At 44.2% G+C, this 16,740-nt stretch carries 15 protein-coding genes; 8 read left to right on the top strand and 7 right to left on the bottom strand.

Annotation, left to right across the window (positions count from 1 at the left end; translation table 11 throughout):
- Positions 1 to 218: 218 nt before the first annotated feature.
- From T426_RS0115460 to T426_RS0115490, 6 genes are all read right to left on the bottom strand, one after another.
- On the bottom strand, positions 219 to 665 hold the full coding sequence (locus tag T426_RS0115460; protein WP_025864342.1) for a Fur family transcriptional regulator: 447 nt from the start codon (positions 663 to 665) through the stop codon (positions 219 to 221).
- An 82-nt stretch (positions 666 to 747) separates the two neighbouring features.
- Positions 748 to 2,937, bottom strand: a complete 2,190-nt coding sequence (locus T426_RS0115465) for a RelA/SpoT family protein (RefSeq protein WP_025864343.1) — start codon at positions 2,935 to 2,937, stop codon at positions 748 to 750.
- 255 nt (positions 2,938 to 3,192) lie between these two features.
- Complete coding sequence (locus T426_RS0115475) at positions 3,193 to 3,903, bottom strand: nucleotidyltransferase family protein (RefSeq protein WP_025864344.1); 711 nt, start codon at positions 3,901 to 3,903, stop codon at positions 3,193 to 3,195.
- Positions 3,904 to 3,954: 51 nt separating this feature from the next.
- On the bottom strand, positions 3,955 to 4,533 hold the full coding sequence (locus tag T426_RS0115480) for a D-sedoheptulose-7-phosphate isomerase (RefSeq protein ID WP_025864345.1): 579 nt from the start codon (positions 4,531 to 4,533) through the stop codon (positions 3,955 to 3,957).
- A gap of 19 nt (positions 4,534 to 4,552) precedes the next feature.
- The gene (locus tag T426_RS0115485) at positions 4,553 to 5,575 is read right to left on the bottom strand and encodes a GHMP family kinase ATP-binding protein (protein WP_025864346.1); all 1,023 of its coding nucleotides are present in this window, start codon (positions 5,573 to 5,575) and stop codon (positions 4,553 to 4,555) included.
- Positions 5,576 to 5,578: 3 nt separating this feature from the next.
- Positions 5,579 to 6,841, bottom strand: a complete 1,263-nt coding sequence (locus T426_RS0115490; protein WP_199898556.1) for a glycosyltransferase — start codon at positions 6,839 to 6,841, stop codon at positions 5,579 to 5,581.
- 91 nt (positions 6,842 to 6,932) lie between these two features.
- Between T426_RS0115490 and surE the strand changes: the two genes are divergently transcribed.
- The 7 genes from surE (at position 6,933) to T426_RS0115525 (ending at position 14,450) form a co-directional block, all read left to right on the top strand.
- Positions 6,933 to 7,694, top strand: coding sequence for a 5'/3'-nucleotidase SurE (surE, locus tag T426_RS0115495; protein ID WP_025864348.1), 762 nt, complete (start codon positions 6,933 to 6,935; stop codon positions 7,692 to 7,694).
- A 2-nt stretch (positions 7,695 to 7,696) separates the two neighbouring features.
- Complete coding sequence (locus T426_RS23945) at positions 7,697 to 8,011, top strand: hypothetical protein (protein ID WP_025864349.1); 315 nt, start codon at positions 7,697 to 7,699, stop codon at positions 8,009 to 8,011.
- A gap of 63 nt (positions 8,012 to 8,074) precedes the next feature.
- Entirely contained in the window at positions 8,075 to 9,199 is a 1,125-nt protein-coding gene (gene lpxB / locus T426_RS0115505; RefSeq protein WP_027585935.1) for a lipid-A-disaccharide synthase, read from the top strand.
- A 24-nt stretch (positions 9,200 to 9,223) separates the two neighbouring features.
- On the top strand, positions 9,224 to 11,641 hold the full coding sequence (gene gldG, locus T426_RS0115510; RefSeq protein ID WP_027585936.1) for a gliding motility-associated ABC transporter substrate-binding protein GldG: 2,418 nt from the start codon (positions 9,224 to 9,226) through the stop codon (positions 11,639 to 11,641).
- 150 nt (positions 11,642 to 11,791) lie between these two features.
- Positions 11,792 to 12,919 (top strand): DNA polymerase III subunit beta, encoded by a 1,128-nt coding sequence (dnaN, locus tag T426_RS0115515; protein WP_027585937.1) that lies wholly within the window; start codon positions 11,792 to 11,794, stop codon positions 12,917 to 12,919.
- Positions 12,920 to 12,998: 79 nt separating this feature from the next.
- Positions 12,999 to 13,808: a 3'-5' exonuclease gene (locus T426_RS0115520; RefSeq protein ID WP_025864350.1), complete on the top strand. Its 810-nt coding sequence runs from the start codon at positions 12,999 to 13,001 to the stop codon at positions 13,806 to 13,808.
- A gap of 27 nt (positions 13,809 to 13,835) precedes the next feature.
- Positions 13,836 to 14,450 carry a fumarylacetoacetate hydrolase family protein gene (locus T426_RS0115525; RefSeq protein WP_025864351.1) on the top strand — a complete coding sequence of 205 codons (615 nt, stop codon included), beginning with the start codon at positions 13,836 to 13,838 and terminating at the stop codon, positions 14,448 to 14,450.
- Between the two features lie 54 nt (positions 14,451 to 14,504).
- Here the strand turns inward: T426_RS0115525 and T426_RS0115530 are convergent, their stop codons facing one another.
- Positions 14,505 to 15,326: a hypothetical protein gene (locus tag T426_RS0115530; protein WP_036984470.1), complete on the bottom strand. Its 822-nt coding sequence runs from the start codon at positions 15,324 to 15,326 to the stop codon at positions 14,505 to 14,507.
- Positions 15,327 to 15,448: 122 nt separating this feature from the next.
- On the opposite strand from T426_RS0115530, the gene T426_RS0115535 reads away from it, so the two are divergent.
- Positions 15,449 to 16,738, top strand: a complete 1,290-nt coding sequence (locus tag T426_RS0115535) for an LVIVD repeat-containing protein (RefSeq protein ID WP_025864353.1) — start codon at positions 15,449 to 15,451, stop codon at positions 16,736 to 16,738.
- Positions 16,739 to 16,740: the final 2 nt, after the last annotated feature.

Below are 16,740 nucleotides of genomic sequence, written 5' to 3' on the forward strand. Positions count from 1 at the left end.
TAAGTATTCAGGCTCTGATTAGCGGAACCGGTTTTGATTTAAGTTTTATATGTAATTAACTCAGAACCATTTGCTACTTAGATTGTAGCTGGCCGGTATGGCACATCGACGGTTGGAAAATTACGGCTAAAATTACAACTTTTTTCCGAGGGGGCATAAAAAATCCCGCCTAATGGCGGGACCAAGTATTGATAATGAAACTATTTGCGTCAATAAAATCAATCGTTATCAGTGCGCTCACCATACAGGTAAAGCGAGTGATGAGATAACTTGAAATTGTGCGTTTTGCAAGCTTCTTCAATTATTTCACGTATCCGCGGATCGTAAAACTCCATTACTTCACCTGTTTTCAGGTCAATCAAATGATCGTGCTGCGAGGATGCGAATGTCTTCTCGAATTGTGCAATGTTCTTTCCAAACTGATGCTTAACGACCAGTTTACAATCGAGAAGTAATTCAATCGTATTATAGAGTGTCGCACGACTCACCCGATAGTTTTTATTCTTCATCGAGATGTATAGTGACTCAATGTCGAAATGTCCTTCCCGGGAATAAATTTCATCCAGAATGGCGAACCTCTCAGGTGTTTTACGATGACCTTTTTTCTCAAGGTACTCTGTAAAAATATTTTTTACTGTTTCTTTGGTTTTCTGTGGATTATTCATACTTAAACCAAGTTTAAATAGAGAGGTAAAAATATAAAATTTAATTCAAATAAGTATAAATTTTAGGAGTCTATTTTTAAAATCAAAGCTCCTTCCGTTCAACCGAGTCAATTCCCTTAATTTCTTTCAGCTTTGAAAGCAGGTTGTCAAGGTCTTCCGTATGGTGGACGTAAAGATAAAGGTTCCCTTCAAAAACACCATCGTGTGTCTCAAAATTTATAGAGCGCATATTGATTCCATATTCATTGGAAATCACATTGGTAATCTGATTGACCATTCCCTGCCGGTCGAATCCCCTGATGTAAATATGGGAAAGATAGGAGAGCACTTTAAAACGGGTCCATTTAGCCTCGAGAATGTTGTCTCCCTGACTCGACATGAGCTTGATAGCCTCGGGACAGGTTTTTTTGTGGATTAAAATATTTCCGCTGTCGGCTATATAGCCAACGACATCATCTCCCGGAATCGGATTGCAGTCGGTCGCTAATATGTAGTTGTTCTGTTCCGGATCTTCCTCCAATAGGAAGGGCTTTTTCTTATCGATAACCGGGCCAGCTGATTTTTTCTTAGACGAAAAGGTTAATTTCCAGAATTTGACAAACTTGTTTTCCGACTTTTTTTGCAGAATCTCTTCCAGTTTATCCAATTTCAGAAGCCCCATCCCAACCTCGGCATACAGTTGCTCCTTGGTGTGCAAGCCAAAATGGGCTATCAATTTTTTCAATGTATTAGCAGAGGGCAAGACATTTAGTTTCCCCAGTTCGTCGCGTAAAATTTCCTGACCGTTTTCGATGTGTTTTCGCTGCTCTTGTTTGAATGAATCCCTGATTTTGGATTTGGCGCGCGCAGTGACGGCAATTTCTAACCACGAAGGTTTAGGATTCTGTTTGTCTGAGGTGAGAATCTCCACCTGGTCGCCGCTACTGAGCACATAACTCATGGGAACCAGCTGGTGGTTAACTTTTGCTCCAATACATTTGTTTCCCAGTTCGGTGTGTATGTCGTAAGCAAAATCGAGGACGGTAGCGTTTTTGGGTATCATTTTCATATCACCTTTCGGCGTGAAGATGATGATTTCCTGAGAATAAAGATTGAGTTTAAACTCATCGAGAAAGTCGAGGGCATCCGATTCCGGATTTTGTAACAGTTCCCGGATTTTCTCCAGCCAACGGTCTATTTCGCTTTCTGCGGTATTATCCCCTTTGTATTTGTAGTGAGCCGCAAAACCACGTTCGGCAATTTCGTCCATCCGTTCGGTCCGAATCTGTACTTCCACCCACTGTCCTTCCGGTCCCATCACGGTAACGTGAAGTGCTTCGTAACCATTTGCCTTGGGAATGGTAATCCAGTCTCGGATTCGGTCGGGCTTTGGTTTATAAATGTCGGTAATAAGGGAGAGGATATCGAAACATTGCCGTTTTTCGGAAAGGCCGGGTTTGGGTTTAAATACGATGCGTATCGCGAGGAGGTCATAAATTTCGGAGAAGGATATTTTCTTATTTTGCATCTTATTCCAGATGGAATAGATGGATTTCGGCCGTCCGCTAATGGTGAAATCGAAATGTTCCTCGTATAGTTTCTTTTGAATGGGCTTGGCAAATACATGCACCAAATAATTGATGCGTTCTTCCTGGTTGTGAAGCTGAAGGTCAATTTGTTGGTAAGCCTCCGGGTGTTTGTATCGAAGACTCAGATCTTCCAACTCGGTTTTGATAGAATACAGTCCCAGGCGATGAGCTAATGGGGCAAATACGTAAAGCGTTTCACCGGCAATTTTCAGCTGCTTGTTGCGGGGCATCGAATCGAGAGTGCGCATGTTGTGCAACCGATCGGCCAGTTTGATTAGAATCACACGCACATCGTCTGACAGCGTGAGCAGCATTTTCCGGAAATTGACTGCCTGTTTGGAATCGAATGTGCCGGAAAGTTTGGTCAATCCATCCACCAGGTTGGCTACTTTTTTGCCAAACATATTTTCGATGTCCTGAAGCGAGTAGTCAGTATCTTCTACGACGTCGTGTAAAATAGCGGCTGTTGCAGATTTGGCTCCAAGGCCAATTTCACTGGTTACTATTTTAGCTACCGCGATGGGATGGAGAATATAGGGCTCTCCCGACTTCCGGCGTACACCCATATGAGCCTTGTTCGCGAAGTTAAAGGCCTTAAGAATAAGTGCCTTTGCCTCGTCGGTCACCGGACGGTTGAACGATTTTAACAAATCGTCGAAAAGGTCCTGGATGTATCTTTTTTCGGCTTCGGTCTGTAAACCCATTCATTCGCTGTTTAAAATGTTTTGTAACCAGCTATTTCGAATTGGTAAAAATAATTTTTTACCGGTTAAATATTTCATTCCTGCAGATTATAATTTATTCTTCGCTTCGTGTGAAGCGAATATATCGATCAGGAATACTGCAAATGTTTTGCCAAATAGTAATTCCGGGTGATTGCCGAAAGGTTGTTTCTCGGTGAAACAGTGCGAAAGTTTGTTTTGTTTCAGAATTAATGTTGCGGGATGATTAATTTTCAATTACTCACCACTGTTCAGCCGGCGAAAGTCATTTTGAGCCTGTTCGTAGGTTTCCGGGATTCCAATATCCAGAAAATATCCGTTGGCCGGAAAAGCTCCGCAGGAAATTTGTCCAATCTGTTTTTCCAGGAAGTCTTTTTCAAATGAAAATTTGGTTGGATAACTTTCCTTCAGAAGAATATCTTTTTCCATCAGGTAAACACCGCCATTAATAAAACCTTGCTTCACCTTTTCTTTTTCGTGAAATGCCCGAATTTTCCCATCGTTGATTTCCACGCGTCCGTACCTATCAAAATCGGTCAGCTCTTTCACCGCCAATGTTAAAGCAAAACTGCCGTTTAGGTGAAAAGATTCCAATTCAGATAGCGGTACTTTGAATAAAGTATCTCCGTTGAAAAGAAAAACTCGCTCTCCTTTCACCTGGTTCATTGCCAGTTTTATTCCTCCTCCGGTTCCAAGTGGTTCGGGTTCGACGGCATATTTTAGTTCCATTCCGGCATAACGGTGTCCGAAATAGGCTTCAATCATTTTGTATTTGTATCCTACCGATAAAATGACTCGTTCAATTCCCTGCAAGGAAAGTTCATTTAGAAGATAGGAGAGAAAGGGTTTGCCGTTTATCGCGGCCATGGGTTTAGGCATATCGTAAACAACATCCTGGAGGCGGGTACCCAGCCCGCCGGCTAATATAATGGCTTCAACGGTTTTCATTTCTTAGTTTGGTGTTACGGTTACACATTGATTTATCGCATAACATACGAATTAATTACCTGGTTGACCAAACAGGTTATTTTCTACGATCTCGCAGAAAATGTGCCCCATTAGTATGTGGGCTTCCTGAATACGCGGCGTATCGGTTGAAGGAACATTGAGTAAGATATCAGCCAGAGCTTTCAGTTTTCCGCCGGTTTCGCCCGTCATTGCTATTGTGTGCATATTTTTGCTTCGCGCAGTTTCCATCGCCTTCACAATATTTTCCGAGTTTCCGCTGGTGGAAATGCCTACCAGTACATCGCCTTTCCTCCCGGTTGCTTTGACATAACGGGCATAGCCTGATGCAAAATCGTAATCATTGGCGACAGCTGTTAAAAACGACGTATTCACATGGCAGGCTTCTGCATCAAGCGGTTCGCGATCGAGATAAAACCGGCCGGAGAGTTCGGCAGCCAGGTGTTGCGCATCGGCAGCGCTTCCACCGTTTCCACAGAAAAGAACTTTCCCTCCTTCCCGGTAGGTACGGGTAATTAATGCAGCAGCCAGTTCTATTTTGGCGATCAATTGATCATTTTCCAGAATGCGCTGTTTTACATCTAATGCTTCGGTTATGCGTTTTCGTATCATGATTTAAATTGCGTACTGTTTAACTGGTCCAGGTACTCAGTCCGTGTTTGGTAAAACCATACCGTTTTACTTGTCCACCAAATTTCAAGAGGCTCTCTACTACCTGGTAGCGTGTGTTTTCCGGACAATAAAAAAACATAAATCCACCACCGCCGGCTCCCGAAATCTTACCTCCGGTAGCTCCTGCCTTTAATGCGGTGGCGTAAATTTCGTCAATTTGCGGATTGGAAATCCCTTCCGCCATCTTTTTCTTGTTCTGCCACCCAAAATCGAGGATGGTACCCACCTGGTCCAAATCACCTTTCAACAACGCTTCCTTCATCAAAATGGCCTGCCGCTTGATATTGTGCATGGCCTCGATGGATGAGGTGTTGTTTTTAGTCACATTTTCCCGCTGCTGCTCAATGATGGTTGAAGATAAGCGACTGGTTTCAGTATAGTAAAGGACCAGATTGAAAGCTAGTTCGTCCAACACTCGCTGACTGATGCGCAACGGATTGACAATGACTTTGTCTTCTTTGTAAAACTCCATAAAGTTGACCCCGCCAAAAGTGGCAGCATACTGGTCCTGCTTTCCTCCTGCCTGACTCAGATCGACGCGTTCGATGGCATAGGCCAGTTGGGCAATATCGTATTCGCCAAGCGGAAGTTTTAACCATTCGGTGAAAGCCCCGAGAACGGCTGCTACCAATGTTGAGGAGGAGCCCAAACCGGAACCGGGAGGTGCATCCACGAAAGTGGTGAGGGTAAATGATAATGGCTCTTTGGTGAAGTCGCGCACGACCCGGTTGTAAATGCCTTTCAGCAAATCGAGCTGGCCATCAATGGTCAATTGTTCTGTAGAAGTTAAGGTGAGATATTCACCTTTATCGACAGCATTCAGAACAATCTTCCCGTCGTTCCGGGGTTCGATGGTAGCATAGGCGTACATGCTGATGGTGGCATTCAGGATGGCGCCGCCGTAAAGGTCGGAGTAGGGCGATACATCGGAGCCGCCACCGGCCAGTCCAATACGCAACGGAGCTTTACTTCGAATGATCATACGCTAAACGATTTGTTGGTAAACTTCGCTGATGGTTTCTACCATCCGCTGCCATGAATATTTTTTCTTCTCTTCTTTAACCTGTTCTTCAAATTCCGACTGTCGGCTGTTTTCATAAAAATCAACCAGCGCATCGGCAATGGCTTTCACATTTGGTTGCACCACGTAGCCCACCTTTTGGTCCGGAATAATTTCGGACAATCCACCAACGTCGGTCACGAGCATAGGCTTTTCGAAATGGTAACCAATTTGTGTTACGCCACTTTGCGTTGCCGATTTGTACGGCTGAACAACCATGTCAGCAACGCTAAAGTACTTTGCTACTTCACTATCGGCGATGAAATCTGTGCGAAGAATGAGGTTTTCATCCAGTTGAAGTTTCTTGATAAGTTGCAGATAGCTATCGGGTGGCGAGTAAAACTCTCCGGCAACCAATAGCTTGACAGGGAATTTTCGAAGACGTTCATCTGCGAAAGCTTCCAATAGCCAGTCGAGACCTTTGTAATCACGAATAAAGCCAAAGAAAAGAAGGTACCGAAAGTTGGGATCCAACTTCAGCGATTTGATGGCTTCTTCCCGCGAAAGCGGAGCTCCGAAATTATCGAAAAGCGGATGAGGACAAAGGCCCCGTGGTCTGTTCTGATCGAATTTGGCAATATCGTTGAAAACACTCTTAGACATGGCCACAAATCCATCAACTGCTTTGGTGAAGAAATGAGTAAATGGCTTATCTCCCGGACGTGGTTCGTGCGGAATGATGTTGTCGGCAATGGCAATTACCTTTGTTTTTTTGTTCTTCCGTACTCTTCGGGCGATGGTGCCAAAACAGGGCGCCATAAAGGGCAGCCAGTATTTGAAAATGACCATGTCCGGAGCTTCTTTCCGGATACGGTTGCCAACTTTTAACCAGTTGAGGGGATTAATGGAGCTAACCGTGGCCTGAATATCGAGATCAGCCGGTGCTTCCCAATCGGCGTATTGTGTTTTTCCCGGGAAAAGAAAGCTGGGATACTGCAGCGTAAATGTTTCGATGCGGACCTCATATTCTGAGGTCTGAAACTCGCGCGCAAGGCGCTCGTTGTATGCGGCCAGTCCGCCTCTGAACGGCCATGCAGTTCCTATAATGACTACTTTTTTCTTCAACACATGAAAATTTACAAACAAAAGTACGATTTTCAGCATGATGCCAAAACGGAAATAAGATTCAACCGATAATTCCTGAGAATCATAGATAACGAGATGACGCCCGTTTGAAATTAACTGCATAAGAATCACGCAACTTTTTCGGTCGGATGGTAGTTGTTCGCCGTGAACGATTATCTTTGTTTTCTTGTTGAAAAATGGAAAAATTCGGAAAATGAACGAACGACCACTGATATTACTCACCAATGACGACGGTGTTTATGCCAAAGGTTTAAAGGAGGTTACTGAAGTAATGCGCCTTTTCGGCGATATAGTTGTGGTGGCTCCCGACAGTCCTCGCTCCGGAATGTCGCATGCCATTACGGTGGATCGGCCTTTGCGTGTGAATAAACTGGAAGAAGAAGACGGTTTGACCATCTATTCATGCACCGGAACACCGGTTGATTGTGTGAAACTGGCCTGTAACCAGTTGCTCGATCGTTTACCCGATTTTGTGATTTCAGGTATCAACCACGGTGCCAACAGCTCGGTTTCCATTCTCTATTCCGGAACCATGGGGGGGGCTATCGAGGGGTGCATTCATGGAATTCCATCTATCGGCTTTTCCTTAAATGATTACGATACCGATGCTGATTTCGGCCGATCTAAAATGGCTGTTGCCCGTATCTTTCAGGTGGTGGTTGAGCATGGTCTGCCCGATGGCGTTTGCCTCAATGTGAACATCCCGAAAGGCGACGTAAAAGGCATTAATTTTTGTCGTCAAACACGGGGTAAATGGGAAGAGGAGTTCGAACACCGAACCGATCCGCACGGACGAAGCTACTATTGGCTGACGGGTTATTTCAATAATGCTGAGGCGGAAGCTCGCGACACAGACGATTTTGCCCTGAAAAACGGATATGTTTCGGTGGTACCGGTTACCATCGATTTGACGGCTTATCAGGCGTTCCAACATATGAAAACCTGGAAGTTTTAACCATGGAAAATCAGGAACAACAAAAGCAGCCGAAGAAGCTGAACAACATTTGGTTGGGTGCGCTGGCTGGCGTACTGATGCCTTTAGTGTTTTTTATGCTTTACTATTTATTCCGGTTTGGCTACATGCCCTTTTCCACATTTATCAATCGTTTGTTGGAGACGAATACAATTATTCATGTGTTGAGTCTGGCCGTTTTTCCCAACCTGGGACTTTTCATGTTGTTTGTCCGGGGAAATCGTTTACGTTCGGGACGTGGCGTATTATTAGCGACCATTATATATGCGGTCGTAGCATTTATCGTCAAACTGTCATAAACGATTTTATCGAATATTCATTCAGAATTTAATTCGATTACTCTAACTATAAATTTCCTAAGCGTGAAGTATTTTTTCATTGCCGGTGAAGCATCGGGCGATTTACATGCCTCGCATTTGATGCGTGAATTGAAAAAAGAGGATCCGCAAGCCGAGTTTCGCTATTTTGGTGGCGACTTGATGGAAGCTGAAGGTGGTACGTTGTTGAAGCACTACCGTGAAATGGCTTACATGGGATTCATCACGGTAGTAAGAAATCTGGATAAAATAAAAGCAAATTTCAAGCTGGCTGAAGCCGAGTTGCTGGCCTGGAAACCTGATGTATTGGTTTTAGTCGATTACCCGGGATTTAATCTGCGGATGGCGAGATTTGCCAAAGAGCACAGCATTCGTACCTACTATTATATCTCTCCTAAAATATGGGCGTGGAAGACCAAGCGCGTTAAGAAGGTGAAGAAATTCATCGATGAGATGTTTACGATTTTTCCTTTCGAAACAGAATTCTACGCCAAATATGATTATCCGGTCCGTTATGTGGGCAACCCCACAGTTGACGAACTGGCCGTACGTCCCAACCAGGATGAGACATTTGACGCTTTTGTTTCACGAAATCAGCTTTCCGGAAAACCGTTAATTGCGTTACTTGCCGGAAGCCGGAAGCAGGAAATCAACAATATTCTTCCGGTGATGACGGATGCCGCCGCCCGTTTTCCTGAATACGAATTTGTGCTGGCGGGTGCGCCTTCTCAGCCTGAAGAGTTCTACAGGCAAGTTTTAAAAGGGAAAGAGATTCCAATCGTATTCAATCAAACGTATGAATTGCTGCAACAGTCGAAAGCGGCGCTGGTAGCTTCCGGAACCGCAACACTGGAGACTGCGGTGCTAAATATTCCTCAAGTGGTTTGTTACAAAATGGAGTTGGGGAAAATTGCCCGCTGGGGAAGGCCGTTTTTGCTGAAGATTCCTTATTTTTCGCTGGTCAACCTGATTGTAGACCGCGAAATTGTGACGGAGTTGTTCCAGGACCATTGTACCGTCGATACCGTGAGCACGGAATTGAAGAAAATTCTGGACAATAAATCCTACCGGGAGAAAATGTTGGCTGGTTATGACGAAATGCGCCAGCGTTTAGGTGAACCCGGATGTGCTGCGCGGGCTGCTAAACAGATGGTTGAGCTGCTGAAATAATTCATTCGATAAATATTGCCGTATATGTACAGTCTGTTCAGAAAGGAAATCAACCAGTTTTTCGGTTCTCTGATCGGTTACCTGGTGATTGCCGTTTTTTTGCTTTCCACTGGTTTATTTCTTTGGGTCTTTAACGGGAATTACAACATCCCGGATGGTGGTTATGCTACGTTGGATGGACTTTTTTCCATGGCTCCGTGGGTGTATTTGTTCCTGATTCCGGCGGTTACCATGCGGATGTTTGCCGATGAGAAGCGCACGGGAACCTTGGAGCTATTGCTCACCCGACCGCTTTCCTCGTTTCAGTTAGTTGGGGCGAAGTATTTGGCAGCGCTGGTCGTCGTTGCACTTTCGTTATTGCCCACTCTGCTCTATTTTTTCTCGGTATACCAATTAGGAAATCCTGTAGGAAGCATCGATACCGGTGCTACTTGGGGAAGTTACCTGGGGCTTTTCTTTTTGGCGGCTATTTATCTTTCCATTGGGCTTTTTGCCTCCTCTCTGACGGACAACCAAATTGTGGCTTTTATTCTGTCGCTGTTTCTGTCATTTTTCTGGTACACCGGATTTGATTTTGTCGCAGGTCTGCCTATTCCTTCCGGCATTGCCGAAACTCTTTCGTCGTTGGGGATTAATCAACATTACGAATCGGTGAGCCGTGGTGTCCTCGACTCCCGCGATTTGTACTACTTCCTGGCGATGGTTGGCTTGTTTTTATTGCTTACGCAGATTTCGCTCTTCTGGAAGCGTTATTCGAAGAAGCAAGCTATTTCCCGTTTGGGAATTTATATTGTGGCGACCACATTTGCAGCGATTCTGATGACGAATCATTTCTTTCGTATTGACTTTACTGCGGAAAAACGTTTCACCCTGGCTGAGCAGACCCGTAAAATCATGGAAGAGGTTGACCAACCAGCCATTGTTAATGTTTACCTGAAAGGAGATATGTTGCCGGCCGGATTTCGGAAGCTGGCTAAGGCCGTGAAGGAAAAATTGCTCGACATGAATGTGTATGCCGGAGCTCCGGTGCATGTTCAGTTTATCGATCCTTACCAGGATGTGAAACCGTCGCAACGTAAAGGATATTTTGATTCATTGATTGACGAAGGTCTGAAGCCGACCGATTTACGCATTAAAACCGATCAGGGAACTTCTACCCGGCTTATTTTTCCGTCGGCTGTTGTCCGGCTTCATGGGCATGAAGTAGTGGTCAACTTCCTGCAAAACGATCCCTCGTTGCCGGCAGAAGAGAATCTGAATCGTTCTATCGAATTGCTGGAATACCAATTTGCCCGTGCTTTCAGGGTGCTGATGCAGCACAAAAAGCAAAAAGTGGCTTTCCTGACTGGCCATCGTGAACTAAGTCAATGGCAGGTAAAGGATATTTCAAATGCTCTCAGCGAAAACTACGATGTAGTAAGGATAACTCCGGATGATTTATTGGCAGCTCCGGATAGTTTCCGTGCTGTCATTGTTGCGGACCCGGAAAAAGCTTTCCCTGAAAGGGATAAATTCGCACTTGACCAATACGCTATGAAAGGTGGTCGATTGATGTGGCTTATCGATCCGGTGCAGGTAAGTATGGATAGTCTATCCGAGGGCATGATGACGCTGGCGTTTCCACGAAATCTGAATTTGCAGGATCAATTGTTTCATTACGGCGTTCGTCTCAATCACGATTTGATTCAGGATGTGCAGTGTCGTATGATTCCTGTGAATACCGCTTTGACCGGACAACCTCCCAAATTTACACCGGCGCCCTGGTATTTCTCGCCACTGTTGATGCCATCTCAGAATTCACCGGTAGGGAAGAATTTGAATCGCCTGATGGCTGATTTTGTTAGCTCACTCGAACTGGTTGGCGAAAATCAGGATGTGAAAAAGACGGTTCTGCTTACTTCTTCGGCTTATTCCCGAACAACGGAAACGCCTATGGAAGTGAGCCTGGATATGATTAATGAACCGCCGGCCCGCGAGCTTTTTACGCAGCATTACATTCCGGTAGGTGTGTTACTCGAAGGTAAGTTTTCGTCCGTATTCAAAAACCGGATGTTAAACGAGTTGCATTTGCCGGCCGGAATGAAACCTCGTTATGAAAGTCCTCAGACGAAGATGATGGTTTTCTCGGATGGAAATCTGATTGCGAATAAAGTGCATGAAACGCCAAAAGGTGTTCAGATTTTGCCGCTCGGATACGATCGTTACACAAAACAAACTTTCGGAAATAAAGCGTTTTTTGTGAATGCGGTACAGTATTTATGCGACGATTCGGGATTGATGGAATTACGCACCCGAACGGTAAAACTGCGCTTGTTGGACAAGGTGAAACTACGCGAAGAAAAATTGAAATGGCAATTGCTGAACCTCCTTGTTCCGGTGCTGTTTATCTTATTGTTTGGTGTCGTTTTCAACTTTATCAGACGAAAACGTTATGCACATTAAGTTAATAAATTGAAAGAAAAACGTATATTGCGGGGTAGGCAAAGTAGGCGAATGTTTGTATCTTCGTAATGTATCTGCCTTGTCCGGACCAAGTGCCGAAAATGAAGGCTAAGTAATTGAGAATCGTTTAAAAACTAAGAATAACTACCCATGAGATTTGTCGTTTCGAGTACCGAATTACTGAGGCATCTTAATGCAATCAGCAGGGTCATCAGCAACAAAAATACCTTGCCTATCCTCGATAATTTCCTGTTTCAACTCGAGGGCAATACCCTAACGGTTACTGCTTCCGATTTGGAAACAACGCTTATTACTACACTTTCGTTGGAAAATACCGAGGGAGATGGAAATATTGCCATCCCGGCTAAGATTGTAATTGATACCCTGAAAGAGTTTCCCGAACAGCCGCTGACTTTTAATATTAACATGGATACCATGGCAGTGGAGATTCTTTCCGAAAACGGTAAATTCTCGATTGTCGGGCAAAACGGCACTGATTTTCCACAATTGCCTGAGCTTGGAGATGGAGCAACCAGTCTTAATATGCCACATGATGTGCTGTTGAGTGGAATTAATAAGACCCTGTTTGCTACTGCAGACGATGAGTTGCGTCCGGTGATGAATGGTATTTATATCGAGTTGTCGGAAGATGATTTGACATTTGTTGCGTCCGATGCGCACAAACTGGTTCGTTACAAACGTAGTGATGCCCGGGCCGATGTTCAATCATCTTTCATTCTTCCGAAGAAGCCGGCTTCGTTGCTGAAGAACTTGCTGCCACGCGAAGACTTCGATGTAAAGCTCGCGTTTGATGATAAGAATGCATTTTTCAGCCTAACCGGTTTTAAAGTGGTTTGCCGTCTGGTGGAAGGAAATTATCCAGCTTACAATTCAGTTATTCCGGTGAATAATCCGAACAAACTGACGGTTGACCGGGTAGAGTTTTATAATACCTTGAAGCGTGTGTCGGTTTTCTCGAATCAGGCAAGTAACCTGGTGAAGTTGGCTTTGACATCTGCGGAAATGGTGGTTTCAGCGCAGGACGTCGACTTTGCCATTTCGGCCGTCGAGCGAATCAAATGCCAGTACGAAGGTCAGGAAATGGAAATTGGTTTTAAGTCGACTTTCCTTCTTGAAATTCTTTCCAATTTATCTTCTACCGAAGTTCAGGTGGAACTTTCGGACCCGACAAGAGCCGGAATTTTACTGCCTGCAGAAAAAGAAATAGAAGAAGAAGATGTACTTATGCTTCTGATGCCGATGATGATCAATGCGTAAACGGAATTTTTATTGAAATAATCATAGATAAACCTGACAGAATCCCGCTTCTGTTAGGTTTTTTGTTACATGTAATTTTATGGAACTGAATTTGAAAAATCCACTGGTGTTTCTCGATCTTGAGACTACTGGTATCAATATTGTCACCGACCGGATTGTCGAAATTGCCTTTCTGAAGATACTTCCTGACGGAAAGCAGGAGGAAAAATTGATGCTGATTAATCCGGAAATGCCCATTCCGGCTCAGTCATCCGCGATTCACGGAATCAAAGATGAAGATGTGAAAGATGCACCGACGTTTAAGGAAGTGGCCAAGGTTCTGGCAAAATTCGTAGAAGGCTGCGATTTAGCCGGATTCAACTCCAATCGGTTCGATATTCCGTTACTTTCGGAAGAGTTTCTTCGGGCAGAAGTGGATATTGATTTGAAAAAACGAAAATTCATTGATGTACAGACGATCTTCCATAAAATGGAAAAACGTACGCTGGGTGCTGCTTATGAGTTCTATTGCAACAAAGAGCTGGAGAATGCACATAGCGCCATGGTCGATACCGTTGCTACCTACGAAGTATTGAAATCGCAACTTGACCGTTATTCTGCGGAAGAAGCCGAAGCCAGAGGCAAGAAGTTTAGTCCACTCGTAAATGATGTGGATAAATTGTCAGAGTTCTCGTCGTTTGATCGGAATGTGGATTTTGCCGGACGCATTGTGTATAACAGTGATGGCGTTGAGGTTTTCAATTTCGGAAAACACAAAGGAAAACCTGTAGAGCAGGTGCTGAAGGAAGAACCCGGTTATTACGGATGGATGTTGAATGGAGAGTTTCCGCTGTATACCAAAAAAGTATTGACAGCTATTCGGTTGCGTGCATTTAGCAACAATGGCTGATCGACAGAATTAGCTAAATAAAGACATATGAAAATCATTTGCATCGGCCGGAATTACTCAGAACACGCTAAGGAACTGAAAAATGAAGTTCCTACCGAACCGGTCTACTTCATGAAGCCGGACTCGGCACTTTTGTTGAGGAATCGTCCTTTTTATATTCCTGATTTTTCCAATGAAATACACCACGAGGTGGAGCTGGTAGTAAAAGTCGGGCGCTTAGGCAAAAACATTCAGGAAAAATTTGCTCACCGGTATTACGATGAAATTGGCTTGGGAGTCGATTTCACAGCGCGTGATATTCAGCGCGAATGCAAAGCGAAAGGTTTGCCCTGGGAAAAGGCCAAAGGCTTCGATTCATCGGCGGTGCTGAGCAACGAGTTTATTGCTAAATCAGAGTTAGGCGATGTGAACAATATTGCTTTTTCGATGAAGAAGAATGGTGAAGTGGTTCAGGATGGGAATTCATCGGACATGCTTTTCAATATTGACAAGATTATTGCTTACGTTTCCCAATTTATGACACTGAAGATGGGGGATTTGATTTATACCGGAACCCCCTCAGGAGTTGGGCCGGTAGCTATCGGCGATCGGCTGGAAGGTCTTATTGGCGACAAGCAGATGTTTGATTTTCAGATAAAATAACTGTACTGGCAGTAAAAAAGAGCCGGAATTCAAATCGATTCCGGCTTTTTATGGCTATCGGAAAAGCAGGCCGACCCGTAACGATAGCCTGTTGATATCCCTGTTCTTTTTGTAGTAATTGGTGTCACCTTCGTCTCCCTGTTGGTAGGTGAGTCGTTGGAAACGATAGCCGCAACTAAAAATCCAGCCCATATCATTGTTCATCATTCGCATGATGGAAAACTCCGGGTTGAGACTGATTCCTCCTTTTGTCTTCAGCTTTATACCAGTGTAATAGGAGTTGGGGACGTAAAAATCGGAATAGTACGGGGTGTAGGTAGTTATGTCTTTTTCGCGCGCTAGGGGAACACTCCAACCGCCTTTTAGGCTAATGATTGGGGTAAACTGTCCGGTTGAGAAGAAGAAACTGGCAGTCGCATGCAGAGGCATCACACCGTCGTCGAAGAAGTCGATTCCTGTCTCGAATCCCGGGGCAAACCATGAACTCAACCGGTATCCTTGCAAAATGCTAAAACTAAAGGGAGCGTCGTTCTCTTCACTCCGGTTTCCTAACAGAACTCCAGCTTGCACGGTACCAAAATAGCCTTTTTGGTAACTGGATATTTCAGGTCGGCTGATTTCCGCTAGCTCGATTTGCGAACCATCTTTATTCTTTAATACCAGGCTACTTCCGGGAAGCCATGATTTTCCGTCTTTCGAAATCAGGTAGAATTTGTTTTCGCCGTCGGCTATTCGCAGTACGCGACCTTTTTTAACCTTCATTACCCTTCCATTCAGGGTATCAAGCGTAATTCCCTCGGAAACAATTTTTACATTCTGAGCTGACAAGTGGGAGAAAAAAAAGCAAGTGAATACTAAGAGGCAAATTCTTTTCATTGTTAGTTCGGGTTTTAATTCATTTGATAGACGAAGGCTATACTTAATAAGGTTGCGTTCTCTTTTCAACGCAACCGAAAATTTGTTTTCTGCATCTTTCAAACAAACAAAACCTGACCGCTATGAAAAAAATATTCTTTCCCTTACTCATCCTGTTTGCTTTGATTTCGGATGGATGTAAGGATAAATTTGCTGTGGAATACACCGTGCTTGAGCCGGAATATATGTCTTACGAAGATTTGCGTTCTGCAGTCGTCAACGAAGCACCTGTTCCACTGAAACACCCTGGGAAAATTTATTTTAAGGATAACTACATTTTTGTAAACGAATACATGGAAGGGATTCATGTTTTTGATAACAGTGATCCTGCTCATCCGGAAGAGGTTACTTTTATCGAAATTCCGGGAAATATTGATATGGCGATTCGAAACCAGACATTATTTGCCGATAGTTATACCGATCTGGTGGCTATTGATATTGCCGATTTGCAGAATGTGAAAGAAGTTAGCCGCCTGACGGCTGTTTTTCCCTATACTATCCCATCTTATGAAGAGGGGGCGAGAATAGGTTCGGTTGATCAGACCAAAGGAGTGGTGATTGGCTGGACGAAGAAAACAATTCACGAAGAAATACCGGAAATATCGAACTATTACCCGGTTCATCCATCCTGGAAAGAGCTTACCAACGGCGATTACGCTTTAACCACAAACAGTGGAATTTCCGGAGGTTCAGCCAATGGCGCTGTAACGTTTGGTGTGGCTGGTTCTTTGGCTTGTTTTGGCCTGTATGGTGATTATTTGTATGCGCTCTCTGATTATAAACTGAAGCATTTCGATGTGTCGGACAATACAGCGATGCAGGACCTTGGTTCGTACTCAATCCCCGATCCGGAAACGGTTAGCATTTATAATGATTTGCTCTTTATCGGGGGAAACAGCAGCGTGACGATTTACCAGATAAATGAAGCCGGTGACTTGACGGAGAAGGGGTTATTTGAACACGTTACCAGTTGCGATCCGGTGGTTATCCAGGGAGATTATGCTTTTTATACATTGAGGGGAGGAACGCGTTGCGGAAGTGAGGTGAATGAGTTACATGTTCTCGATATATCTGACATTACCAGTCCGACAAGAATTTCGATTGTAGAAATGACTGAGCCATTTGGTTTGGGAATTGATGATGACATGTTGTTTGTATGTGACGGTTCGGATGGTTTGAAAGTTTACGATGCGGCCAATAAAAAACACATCGGATTGAATCAGATTGGGCATTTCAAAGATATTCAGGCGCGGGATGCGATTCCGGTGAATGGATATTTGTTTGTGATAGGAGATGATGGCTTCAGCCAGTATGATTATAGTGATCCGGCGAATATTAAGCGCGTTAGTTTAATTCCGGTTCAACCAGAATAGAG

It is taken from the genome of Prolixibacter bellariivorans ATCC BAA-1284, from assembly GCF_000621705.1.
GTDB lineage: Bacteria > Bacteroidota > Bacteroidia > Bacteroidales > Prolixibacteraceae > Prolixibacter > Prolixibacter bellariivorans.

Coding starts and splice junctions, on each gene's coding strand:
- T426_RS0115460 (WP_025864342.1), bottom strand. CDS start 665: ATGAATAATCCACAGAAAACCAAAGAAACAGTAAAAAATATTTTTACA.
- T426_RS0115465 (WP_025864343.1), bottom strand. CDS start 2,937: ATGGGTTTACAGACCGAAGCCGAAAAAAGATACATCCAGGACCTTTTC.
- T426_RS0115475 (WP_025864344.1), bottom strand. CDS start 3,903: ATGAAAACCGTTGAAGCCATTATATTAGCCGGCGGGCTGGGTACCCGC.
- T426_RS0115480 (WP_025864345.1), bottom strand. CDS start 4,533: ATGATACGAAAACGCATAACCGAAGCATTAGATGTAAAACAGCGCATT.
- T426_RS0115485 (WP_025864346.1), bottom strand. CDS start 5,575: ATGATCATTCGAAGTAAAGCTCCGTTGCGTATTGGACTGGCCGGTGGC.
- T426_RS0115490 (WP_199898556.1), bottom strand. CDS start 6,841: ATGCAGTTAATTTCAAACGGGCGTCATCTCGTTATCTATGATTCTCAG.
- surE (WP_025864348.1), top strand. CDS start 6,933: ATGAACGAACGACCACTGATATTACTCACCAATGACGACGGTGTTTAT.
- T426_RS23945 (WP_025864349.1), top strand. CDS start 7,697: ATGGAAAATCAGGAACAACAAAAGCAGCCGAAGAAGCTGAACAACATT.
- gldG (WP_027585936.1), top strand. CDS start 9,224: ATGTACAGTCTGTTCAGAAAGGAAATCAACCAGTTTTTCGGTTCTCTG.
- dnaN (WP_027585937.1), top strand. CDS start 11,792: ATGAGATTTGTCGTTTCGAGTACCGAATTACTGAGGCATCTTAATGCA.
- T426_RS0115520 (WP_025864350.1), top strand. CDS start 12,999: ATGGAACTGAATTTGAAAAATCCACTGGTGTTTCTCGATCTTGAGACT.
- T426_RS0115525 (WP_025864351.1), top strand. CDS start 13,836: ATGAAAATCATTTGCATCGGCCGGAATTACTCAGAACACGCTAAGGAA.
- T426_RS0115530 (WP_036984470.1), bottom strand. CDS start 15,326: ATGAAAAGAATTTGCCTCTTAGTATTCACTTGCTTTTTTTTCTCCCAC.
- T426_RS0115535 (WP_025864353.1), top strand. CDS start 15,449: ATGAAAAAAATATTCTTTCCCTTACTCATCCTGTTTGCTTTGATTTCG.